Annotated in this window: 11 protein-coding genes; 10 read left to right on the plus strand and 1 reads right to left on the minus strand. The window is 33.0% G+C overall.

Annotated elements, in window-relative coordinates; all coding sequences use genetic code 11:
• The first annotated feature begins 12 nt into the window (after positions 1-12).
• From P177_RS07780 to P177_RS07805, 6 genes are all read left to right on the plus strand, one after another.
• Positions 13-357: a DUF2853 family protein gene (locus tag P177_RS07780; protein ID WP_036153632.1), complete on the plus strand. Its 345-nt coding sequence runs from the start codon at positions 13-15 to the stop codon at positions 355-357.
• Between the two features lie 94 nt (positions 358-451).
• Positions 452-1,288: a CvfB family protein gene (locus tag P177_RS07785; RefSeq protein WP_036153636.1), complete on the plus strand. Its 837-nt coding sequence runs from the start codon at positions 452-454 to the stop codon at positions 1,286-1,288.
• Positions 1,289-1,460: 172 nt separating this feature from the next.
• Complete coding sequence (locus tag P177_RS07790; protein WP_036153640.1) at positions 1,461-2,069, plus strand: SPOR domain-containing protein; 609 nt, start codon at positions 1,461-1,463, stop codon at positions 2,067-2,069.
• Positions 2,069-2,977, plus strand: a complete 909-nt coding sequence (menA, locus tag P177_RS07795) for a 1,4-dihydroxy-2-naphthoate octaprenyltransferase (protein ID WP_036153643.1) — start codon at positions 2,069-2,071, stop codon at positions 2,975-2,977. Before P177_RS07790 ends, menA begins: the two co-directional genes overlap by 1 nt.
• A gap of 32 nt (positions 2,978-3,009) precedes the next feature.
• A complete protein-coding gene (locus tag P177_RS07800) occupies positions 3,010-3,774 on the plus strand; it encodes a LytR/AlgR family response regulator transcription factor (RefSeq protein ID WP_036153645.1) in 765 nt (254 codons plus the stop codon).
• A gap of 403 nt (positions 3,775-4,177) precedes the next feature.
• Positions 4,178-6,148 carry a sensor histidine kinase gene (locus tag P177_RS07805; protein ID WP_036153647.1) on the plus strand — a complete coding sequence of 657 codons (1,971 nt, stop codon included), beginning with the start codon at positions 4,178-4,180 and terminating at the stop codon, positions 6,146-6,148.
• Positions 6,149-6,150: 2 nt separating this feature from the next.
• Here the strand turns inward: P177_RS07805 and P177_RS07810 are convergent, their stop codons facing one another.
• Positions 6,151-6,936 (minus strand): SDR family oxidoreductase, encoded by a 786-nt coding sequence (locus P177_RS07810; RefSeq protein ID WP_036153649.1) that lies wholly within the window; start codon positions 6,934-6,936, stop codon positions 6,151-6,153.
• Between the two features lie 54 nt (positions 6,937-6,990).
• On the opposite strand from P177_RS07810, the gene P177_RS07815 reads away from it, so the two are divergent.
• The 4 genes from P177_RS07815 to P177_RS07830 are packed head-to-tail and all read left to right on the plus strand — an operon-like array spanning position 6,991 to position 11,445.
• A complete protein-coding gene (locus P177_RS07815; protein WP_036153651.1) occupies positions 6,991-8,043 on the plus strand; it encodes an o-succinylbenzoate synthase in 1,053 nt (350 codons plus the stop codon).
• Positions 8,034-8,981 (plus strand): CPBP family intramembrane glutamic endopeptidase, encoded by a 948-nt coding sequence (locus tag P177_RS07820; RefSeq protein ID WP_036153653.1) that lies wholly within the window; start codon positions 8,034-8,036, stop codon positions 8,979-8,981. Before P177_RS07815 ends, P177_RS07820 begins: the two co-directional genes overlap by 10 nt.
• Positions 8,982-8,984: 3 nt before the next feature.
• Entirely contained in the window at positions 8,985-10,055 is a 1,071-nt protein-coding gene (locus tag P177_RS07825; RefSeq protein WP_036153655.1) for an AMP-binding protein, read from the plus strand.
• A 40-nt stretch (positions 10,056-10,095) separates the two neighbouring features.
• Positions 10,096-11,445, plus strand: a complete 1,350-nt coding sequence (locus P177_RS07830; RefSeq protein ID WP_036153657.1) for a M24 family metallopeptidase — start codon at positions 10,096-10,098, stop codon at positions 11,443-11,445.
• Positions 11,446-11,537 lie beyond the last annotated feature (92 nt).

Below are 11,537 nucleotides of genomic sequence, written 5' to 3' on the forward strand. Positions count from 1 at the left end.
TAACACATTAACATGAGTAAAAGAGACGATTTAATTGAAAAGTATGCTGCTGACATCAAAGATAAATTTGGTGAGGATGCGGACATGGACTTGCTTAAAAAAGTAACTGTTGGTTTAGGACCATCTATTTACAACATTGATGCTTCTAAAGTATCTGGTAGCGATCAAAAAGAATTGGATACGGTAAAAAATAACTACTTGATCAAAAAATTAGGTCTTGCAGATGATTCTAAATTAGATGATGCTATTGCAACTGTTATGGACAAGTATGGTTCTTCTAATAGAAACAAGCATAGAGCAGTTATCTATTATAAGCTTTGTCAACATTTCAAGAAAGCATCTGTATACGATAAATAGTCAGATGACAAATAAATTAAAGACCGTTGCCTTTTTGGTAACGGTCTTTTTTTTTAGGTTAAGTTTTTAAATATTTAAAATGTAATTTTGCAGCATGATAGAATTAGGACGTATAAACAACCTTGAGATTTTAAGAGACACCAGTGTAGGTCTTTTTTTGGGTGATGAAGAAGGAAATGATGTATTGTTGCCAAATAAATATGTGCCTACAGCATATGAAATAGGGGAAAAAATAAGTGTCTTCTGTTATTTAGATTATGATGAAAGACCCGTTGCAACTACCTTAGAGCCAGACATTATGCTTGGTGAGTTTAGATTGTTGCAAGTAGCAGAGGTCAATGAGTTTGGTGCTTTTATGCAATGGGGTCTTGAAAAGCATCTTTTAGTACCTTTTCGTGAACAAAGGGTTAAGATGAAGGAAGGGCAATGGTATGTGGTGCACTGTTATTTAGATAATCGTTCTGGTAGATTGGTAGCCTCAAATAAGTTAGACAAGTTTTTAAACAATGATACAATTGACCTTAAGGAATGGGAGAAAGTGGATTTAGTGGTTACCAGACAAACCGATTTAGGTTGGGAGGTCATTGTAAATGAAAAACATAAAGGTTTAGTTTATTTTAATGAAGTATTTAAACCAATAAACATTGGTGATGTAATACCTGGTTGTATTAAAACCATAAGAAAGGATAATAAATTAGATATTTCACTACAGCCGTTAGGAGCAAAAGTTTTGGAACCCGCTGCAAAAAAGATATATGAAGTTCTTGTAGAAAGTGGTGGTTTTCTGGGTTTACATGACAAATCTGCGCCAGAAGAAATTAGGGATGTTTTTCAAATGAGTAAAAAGACTTTTAAAAAAGGTCTGGGAACCTTGTATAGAGAACGAAAAATTAAGATAGAATCTGATGGTATTACACTTTCAGATGATTAAGATAAAACTGTAAGAAAATTCTTTAGTATTTGATTTTCAGCAGAATATCTTAAATAAACGTCGAGTTTTTTGTAATACCTTACAATTAATTTTATTTTTGTTGTAAATAAAAAGTTATTAACAATTTTTAGCTTACATTTAAGTTTTAAGCTTAAAAATTACCACTGTATTTATGCCTTTTATAGAAGAGAGTGATTTACTAGAATTACATAAAGACGTTGATAAAGCTCAGATTATTAATGAGCGTTTATTAGATCAAATTAAGTTCAAGAACAAAGAATTAAAGAAGAGTAAGATTCAACGCAATGTTTTTGCTGGAATTACAGGACTTTTTTTAATTGGTGGTTTGGCATTTACCTCATTTACTGCTGGGTTGTCAAGTTCAGGTGGTTTCAATAGAAAAACCTCTAACGATTTGGTGTTAACATCAATTGATAGTGTAGATGCAATAAGAACCCGACTAGAAAACTTAAAAGAACAGAACGAAGAATTAAGTTTGGTAAAGGAGTTTTACTTGGCTAAAGAATTTTTGCAAAAAGAAAAAATATACTCAGTTCAGGTAAAATCCTTTGTAGATAATAATGTCACTTTAGCTTCTGAAGCTTTAACAAATACACTTTTTGTTAAAACAAACCCTTTTTACTCTTACTCTCTTGGTAATTTTGAAACTCTAGAAGAGGCTCAATCTTTTAGAAAGCAATTGGTTGATATTGGTTTTGGAGATGCTTTTGTTGCTTCATACCAAGATGGTAAACGAGTTCAAATAGAAGACCCTTTTTAGTGACTAGAGTTAAAGCTTGGCTCAACGCAGCAAGACTTAGAACGCTTCCATTATCAATTTCAGGCATACTTGTAGGTACTGCAATGGCAGCTTATCATGGTGTTACTAGTACCGGTATTTTTATTTTGGCAATCTTGACTACAATTGGTTTACAAGTGACTTCCAATTTCGCCAATGATTATGGTGACGGAATTAAAGGAACCGATGGTGATGATAGGCTAGGACCAAAACGGGCACTCCAAAGTGGACTCCTGACTGCATCACAATTAAAATCTGGTATTTATATTAGCATGGTAATAAATGCCATTCTCATTGTTTGTTTAATTATAACCGCATTTGGTTTAAAAGATATTATATATCCTACTTTATTTTTACTGTTAGGAGCATTTGCAATTTGGGCAGCTATAAAATATACCGTAGGTAAATCTGCGTACGGTTACAACGGTTTAGGTGATATTTTTGTTTTTTTATTTTTTGGGCTAGTCAGTGTTTTAGGCTCCATGTTTTTATTTCTAAAAGCAATTTCTTTAATGACTGTTCTGCCAGCCGTTTCCATTGGGTTTTTAAGTGTAGGTGTTCTTAATCTCAACAATATGAGAGATATAAAATCTGATGCAGCTGTAGGTAAGAATACTATGGTTGTTAAAATGGGCTTGGCTAATGCAAAAAAGTATCACTATACATTGTTAATTATTTCGTTTTTGTGTCTGTTTTGTTTTTTGCTTACAACAAATGGATCACAGTTACGTTATGTTAGTCTTGTAGGCTACCTTCCGGTTTTTATGCATTTAAGAAAAGTAGCCCAAACTAACAACGAGGCAGAACTTGACCCAGAACTTAAAATCCTGGCATTAAGTACCTTTTTTATAGCCCTGTTGTTTTTTATTAGTTATTATTATTTTTTGTAATTTTGAGTATAACCCACAAACCAATTTAAACCTTGGAACAACCCATTAAAATTCTAATTGTTGAGGATAATGTTATCATCGCCGATGATATGCAATCTATGCTAGAGGAGATAGGATATGAAATAGTTGACAACGTAATTGTTTACGAACAGGCTGTTGAAGTATTAAAAACCCAACAGGTAGATTTAGTTTTAATTGATATCATTTTAGCTTCTGATAAAACAGGTATTGATTTGGGTAAACATATTAGAGAGAATTATGATATTCCTTTCATTTTTGTAACCTCTAATTCTGACCGTGCAACAGTTGAGAATGCTAAAACGGTGAAGCCAAACGGTTACTTGGTTAAGCCTTTTGAACAACAAGACTTATATACTTCTATAGAAATTGCACTATCCAACTTTATTTATGGTAAACAGACAGCTGCCAGCAATGGAAATGCAAATGCTACCAATACAGAAGATGTGGCAATGTCCAATTCAATATTAAAGGACTCCATTTTTGTAAAAAAGCAACACCTGTATTATAGAATACAATTTGGAGATATTCAGTTTATAAAAGCTGATAATGTATATTTAGAAGTAAATACAATTGATAAGAAATTTTTAGTACGTTCTCCATTAAAAGACTATTTAGAGAAATTACCACAGAATAAATTTTATAGAGCACATAAATCTTACATAGTTAATGTAGATCATATTGATGCTATCAATTCTAAAGATATTATGATCAATAATACATTGATTCCGATTTCCAAAGATTTTAAAGAATTTATTATTTCGGCTATGAATTCTTAATCCGAGTAATGAAGTAAAAAAAACACCTTATAAGGGTGTTTTTTTTTGATTTTACCTTAGATGAAATGTATTTATTTATCGTTTAACTGTATCTTTTTATCGGTAAAATTCATTGTTTAGAGGTTTCAATACGTTTCACAACAATTATTGGGGGTTACACAACAATTAATCTTGATAACTATGTGTTATTTATAATTTTGAGATATTAGATATTGTAGGTCTTTTTCTCTAGCATTTGATTTTAATACTAGAATCCACTGCAGTTTTTAAAGAATTATTGAAAAGTACGTAGAACACGCTTTTTGAGCTTTTGGATATTTGATGAAAAATTAATGAAGGCTCACAACAAAAAAATAATAGAATTGGCTATAAGTTTTAAGTTTGATTCTGTTTTTATTGAGATATGAAAAAACAAATTATTTTGAGATTAATGTGCACTTTGTTTTTAAGTGTATTTACGTGCCTTGTTTTTGCACAAGACTATGTTGAAACTCAGAATGAAGATTACTACAAGCAGTTTCAAGATTTAGAGAACGGTGAACTACGTTCTTTTTTCTTTTTTAATACTCCTAATCGCTATAACCAGAATTCTCCTTATGATTGGTTAGATACTGTAAAAGTTTATTTGAACAGTTCTGAAAAAACAAAAGATTCCATCTCTATTCGTAATTACCAACTTATAGAATCTCAAATTTATTATGATTTGGGTAACTACGAGAAGAGTTTAGCTATTGCAAGACCACTTTATGAAGATTTATTAAAGTTAGACGTAGAATCAAAGAAAACGATTCTTGGCATATTAGATAGCAATTATGAAAAGCTAGAGTTGTATGACAAGCAGATAGAGATTAGAAGGATAAAGCGGGAATTGGGGTTTACAGATAACGTTGCGTTTTATGACATATACGCTAGTTTAGGTCAGTATAGGAAGGCTATGCGTGATTACATGACTGAAGAGAAGAAAGTGCTTAGTGATGATGATTACTATGGTCAAGCTATTTATAATAATACTATAGGTAATTATCTAAGATTAGATAAATCTACGGCTACAGCATTAAGTTATTTTAAGAAAGCGGAAGGACTGATTAAGGTCTTTTTGAGCGATGTTACAAACGAACATTCCGATAAGGAAATCGCTGAAGGACGAATTTTAAACGGATTGATTATAGGTAATATTGGAAAAAGTCATGTACAGTTAGGTGAATACGAAAAAGCTATTCCGTTTTTAGAAGAGAGCAGAGAGATTATTAAAAAATACAATAAAAGTAAATTTTCTTCTGATATAATTGAGAATACCTTGGCTCTTGCGGAATGTTATTTAAAGTTAGATGATTATGCTAAAGCTACTGATTATTTAAGCGACGACCTTAATCCTATAAAATCAGATAATATTTTAAAACGTAATCGCATATATGCAGATTATTACTATAAAACAGGAGATTTTAAAAACTCTACGGTATACCTTAAAAAAAATATAAGAATTAGAGATTCTATTGATGCATTGGCATCTAATATCAAAAACCAACAATTGACTTCTGTCGTTGCGCAAGATTTAGAGAATTCTAGAAAAGCGATAGAGCAGCAGAAAGCTCAATTAGAAGAATCTAGAAAAGATATCAAAGCAAGAGATGATAAAATTAGTTTGGTATTCGTATCCTTGATATTTACACTTATTGGTTTTGCAGGTTTAGTATATGCTTACTTAAAGAGTATTAAAAATCAACGTTTAATTGCGGAGCAAAAATTCATCATTGAAAACTCGTTGGTAGAGAAAGATTCTTTATTGAAAGAAATTCACCATAGGGTTAAAAACAACCTACAGATGGTATCTAGTTTGTTAAGTCTACAAACTAAAAATACTAGAAGTAAAGCTGCTATTGCTGCATTAGAAGAAGGTAAGAGTAGGGTGAAAGCAATGGCGTTAATACACCAAAAATTGTATCAAAATGATGATTTGTCTGTTATTGAAATGCAGGGTTATATAGAAAGCTTAATTAATAGTATTCAGTCGGTCTATAAAAAAGGCGGTCATAATATTAATATTACTATTGATGCCGAAGGTGTAGAATTGGATATTGACAGGGCTATTCCATTCGGACTTATATTAAACGAATTGGTTTCGAATTCATTTAAATATGCTTTTCCAAATGATGATAGTAATGGAAAAATATATATTCATTTGCGTAAAATTACGGGTCAAGAAGGTTTCTTTGAATACACTGATAATGGTATAGGTCTACCAGAAGATTCAGATGAAAGAGCAAGTTCTTCTATGGGTATTCGCTTAATGAGTAGATTAGCAAACCAACTACAGACTTCATTGAATACCGATAAAACCCAAGAAGGTGTACGTTTCTGGTTTAACTTTAAATAGGCTTAACGAACTTTACTTTTCATAACTACTTTATGTAAAAGTTTAGGAAAGAATCTTTTGAGATAAATTCCGAATTTCTCTTTTCCACCAATATAGGTTTCAAATCTTTTCTTTTTAATTGCAGAGATAATCTCTTTTGCACACTCATTTACGGGCATACCGTTTTCTGTGGCGTTATCTTCTTTTTGTAAAGCAGAGCCATCACCGGTCAAAGCATTTTTTGCAACGTTTGTTTGTATGAACCCCGGACAAATAATAGAAACATTGATATTGTCTTTTTCGTGTTCCATTCTTAAAGCATCAAAGAAGCCATGTAAGGCATGTTTTGCTCCACAATAACCAGAACGATAGGGCGATGAAAATTTACCCATTAAACTAGTAATAGTTACGAAATGACCGCTTTTTTGTGTTATAAAATTAGGTAGTACATGCTTTGTTAGTTTTATAGTACCCAGATAATTAACATCTATCATTTGTTGGTAGACTTCAAATTTGGTGTCAATAATGAGTGAACGCTGGCTTAGTCCGCCATTATTGACAAGAACATCGATTCTTCCAAACAATGAAAAAGCCTTTTTTGTGATGCTTTCTAAGGATTCAAATTGGGTTAAGTCTAATGAAAGCACAGCAACATTATCTGGAGATTCACACTTGTTTTTTACATCAGACAATGCTTTTTCTCGTCTTGCTGAAATAATAATTTTTGCACCGAGAGCATTGAATTGATATGCCAATGCTTCCCCAATTCCAGAAGATGCTCCTGTTATCCAAATCACCTTATTCTCCATACTTATCTATCCATCGTAATTAAACTCAAAATATAACTAAATTTGAAGGATTATATGAAGGCAATATTTAAAAAGTATCTCTTAAATTTTAAAAACCCCAGTGGAACTTCTAGGGGAATTCTGCGAACTAAAGAAACGTGGTTTCTTTTTTTAGAAGAAGAAGGAAAATGGGGTATTGGTGAATGCGGACTGTTTAGAGGGCTTAGTTTTGATGATGTGCCTGAATATGAACAAAAATGTACTTGGGTTGCGGAGAATATTGAATTAGGAGAAGCTAAATTGATAGAGCAGTTAAGAGATTTTCCTAGTATTCAATTTGGTTTGGAACAGGCATTTTTATCCATACGTTCTAATAATCCGTTTCATCTTTTTGAATCTGCTTTTTTGAATGACCAAAAACCGATTTCTATCAATGGTTTGGTTTGGATGGGCGATAAGGAATTTATGCATCAACAAATAGAAAATAAGCTAAAAGATGGCTTCTCTTGTATTAAAATGAAAATTGGTGCGATAGATTTTGATACGGAGATTGCGTTGCTGAAATCTATTCGAGAACGCTATACAAAAGATGAAATAGAACTTCGCGTTGATGCTAACGGTGCTTTTTCTGCAGAAGAAGCGTTGTCTAAATTAGAAATTTTATCAAAACTTGATTTACATTCTATAGAGCAACCTATTAAACAGGGTCAATGGAAAGAGATGCAAAATCTTTGTGCAGCTACACCTTTGCCAATTGCATTAGATGAGGAATTAATTGGCATTGTAGATGTAACAAAGAAGCAAGAGTTGATACAAACAATACAACCACAATATATTATTTTAAAGCCAAGTTTAGTCGGTGGTTTTTCGGGTAGTAATGAATGGATAGCCAGTGCCGAAAACAATAAAATAAGATGGTGGGTAACAAGTGCATTAGAGAGTAATATTGGTTTAAATGCCATAGCACAGTGGACAGCAACTTTAAATAACAAAATGCCACAAGGTTTGGGAACTGGTGCATTGTTTACAAATAATGTGAAGAGCCCTTTAGAAGTGAAAAAAGGAAGCTTGTTTTACAGCAAGAACAAAGAATGGAATACAAATTTAATTGATGATTTATGTATATAGAACAAGCGTATAAAGGCTTAATTGACAATTGGCGTTATTTAATTGGAATACTCGTAATAATAGGAGTTTGGCAATTTTTAGGCTCATTTCCTTTGTTGGGGGCATTAGCAATGAAAGATGGTGGTATGGCTGCAATGGTAAGTGGTAATATTGGAGAAATGTCAAGAGTCTTGGGTTCCAATACATTTTTATTTTTTATGCTTCTAACCTTTGTATTTGGACTAATTGCGGTTTTTCTGGTCGTAAAATTTTTACACCAACAATCGCTTACGAGTTTGACTACATCGAGACCTAAAATAGATTGGAAAAGAGTTGCTTTTTCTTTCTTCTTGTGGGCGTCAATTTCTGTACTTTTTATTTTTGTAGATATTTACTTTGCACCTGAAGACTATGAATATAACTTTCAATTAGTACCTTTTTTAATTTTAGCGGTTATCGCAATTGCCATGATTCCCTTACAAACAAGTATGGAAGAGTATTTAATGCGAGGTTATATGATGCAAGGGTTGGGCGTTCTTACCAAAAATAGATGGTTTCCGCTTCTGTTCACTTCATTGCTGTTTGGTTTGTTGCATATAATGAATCCTGAAGTTGATAAGTTAGGATACGGTATTTTAGTTTTTTATATAGGTACTGGTCTCTTTTTGGGTATAGTTACCCTTATGGACCAAGGTTTAGAATTGGCGTTGGGTTTTCATGCCGCCAATAATTTAACCGCTGCTCTTTTGGTTACTGCAGATTGGACGGCGTTTAGTGTAGATTCGTTATACAGGGATATTTCAGAACCGGTTCTTGGTTGGGATATGTTAGTGCCAGTGTTTGTAGTATTTCCTATTTTGCTATTAGTCTTTTCAAAAAAATATGGTTGGACAAATTGGAAAGATAAATTAGCTGGAAAAGTTTTGTCTAAAGAAGAGTTTCTTAAGTTAGATAATTAGGCAATGAATAAACATGCTGTTCACCCAAGTTTTTCTATTCATGGTAGAACTATTTCTTTTAATGATTTAACAGAGGTTAGCTATAGCCTAATTAAAGAAGGAGAACAATTTGAAAAGCAGATTGGTGAATTCCTTTTAGATTGGATAGATGAGTCGGTAACCATAACCGTAAAAACCTCCGGTTCTACAGGTACTCCAAAGACCATTCTATTAAAAAAAGAACAAATGATAAATAGCGCTCTGGCAACGGGCTACTATTTTAATTTGAAACCAAAATCTACAGCTTTACTTTGTTTGCCGGCAACATATATTGCTGGTAAAATGATGTTGGTAAGAGCTATGGTCTTAGGGTTGAATATTCAATTTCTGTCACCAAGTTCAAATCCGCTAGTTGGTGTGAAGGATTCTTTCGATTTTGGGGCAATGGTACCTATGCAAGTGGCTAATTCATTGTCTCGATTGTATCAAATTAAAAACTTGATTATTGGTGGGGCTCCTATTTCTACTTCGTTAAGAAAAGAATTAAAAAGCATTTCTAATGATAGTTACGAAACCTATGGTATGACAGAAACCATAACACATATCGCTGTAAAGCCTTTAAATAATGGAGTTGGGGAAAATGTTCCATTTTCAATTTTGCCAGATGTGGAGATTTCAATTGATAATAGAGATTGTTTAGTAATCAATGCTCCAAAAGTTTCAGAGGAAACAGTTGTGACAAATGATGTTGTGGAGCTGGTTTCTAAAACGGAATTTCATTGGTTAGGTAGATTTGATAATGTCATAAATTCTGGAGGGGTAAAATTACATCCAGAGCATATAGAGAAAATACTTTCCAATCATATAGATGTACCTTTTTTCGTTACTGGAGTTGAAGATGATAAATTAGGGCAGAAAGTTGTTTTGGTAGTTGAAAATTCCGTAGAAAGTGATGTTCAGAAAATTTTAAAAAGTATCTCAGAATTCAAAAAATTTGAGAAACCGAAATCAATTTTGATTTCAAAAGAATTTAAACGAACAGTAAGTGGAAAAGTGCAGCGTACTAAAACGCTTCAACAAATTTTGAGGGCATAATTAATTCTACTATTTTCATCATTAGAAAAACCAAAATCTAATGACCAAACAACTAATTATCCTATTTATTTGTATTCAGGGCTATGTGATGAACGCCCAACAAATCCTCAACGAAAAAGAAAGAGCAACAGTGATTGACGAAATTTTAGATGATCGCTTTAACAATCTACTACCTGAACTAATGGATGCCGCTGACATAGATATGTGGGTGGTTATTTCTAGAGAATATAATGAAGATCCCGTAATTAAGACTATGCTTCCCGCAACGTGGTTGAATGCGCGTAGACGAACTATTTTATTGTTTTATAGAGATAAGGCGAAGAATACTATAGAGAAGCTGGCTGTAGCCCGTTACAATGTTGGTAAGAACATAAAATCTGCCTGGGATAAAGAGAAGGAGCCAAATCAGTGGGTACGTTTAATGCAATTAATAGAGGAAAGAAATCCGAAGAAAATCGGACTTAATTATTCTACAGACCACAATATTGCAGATGGCTTGGTAAAGACAGATTATGAAGAGTTTATGGCTAATCTGCCTAAGAAATATACTTCAAAAGTGACTTCAGCAGAACAACTAGCTGTTCGTTGGATTGAAACAAGGTCTGAGCGAGAAATGATTATTTATAACCAATTAGTAGATATTACACATGATATTATCGCTGAAGCATTTTCTGAGAAAGTTATTACTCCGGGCGTAACGACTACTTCAGATGTGGTGTGGTGGATGAGACAAAAAGTTACGGATTTAGGATTGGAAACTTGGTTTCATCCAACCGTGGACGTTCAAAGAAGTGAGAAGGGTAAAAAAAGCGAATTCTATTCTTTTGCAAATAAGCCTGATGATATGGTAATTCTACCGGGAGATTTAGTGCATTGCGATTTTGGTATTACTTATTTGCGTTTAAATACAGACTGTCAAGAATTGGCATATGTGCTTAAGCCAGAAGAAACTTCTGCGCCTGACTTTTTGGTGAACGGATTAAAAGATGGTAATAGGGTACAAGATTTTTTGACCAACAATATGGTTAAGGGTAGGTCTGGGAATGATATTCTAGCAAAGTCATTGAAGGAAGCTAAAACAGCAGGCTTAAAACCATCAATATATACGCATCCACTTGGCTTATATGGTCATTCTGCAGGTACAACAATTGGTATGTGGGATTCCCAAGGCGGTGTTATGCGTGACGACGGTGAAAATTATGGTTTAAATCCAAACACGGTGTATGCTATTGAATTAAATACCACGGTTAACATACCAGAATGGAATAGAGATATACGTATCATGCTTGAAGAAGCCGGCTTTTATGGTGAAGAAGGTTTTAGGTATGTTAATGGTAGACAGACAGAACTTTTGTTGATACCAAGAGTAAAAGGGCATCAGGGTAATTAATCTTCTATTTGTAAGATTTATAATTGGTAATGTAATAAAAATCTTATTTTTTAATATTAGGCACTTGATTTAATTGGCTGTTATTCATATAT

Source organism: Maribacter forsetii DSM 18668 (assembly GCF_000744105.1).
GTDB lineage: Bacteria > Bacteroidota > Bacteroidia > Flavobacteriales > Flavobacteriaceae > Maribacter > Maribacter forsetii.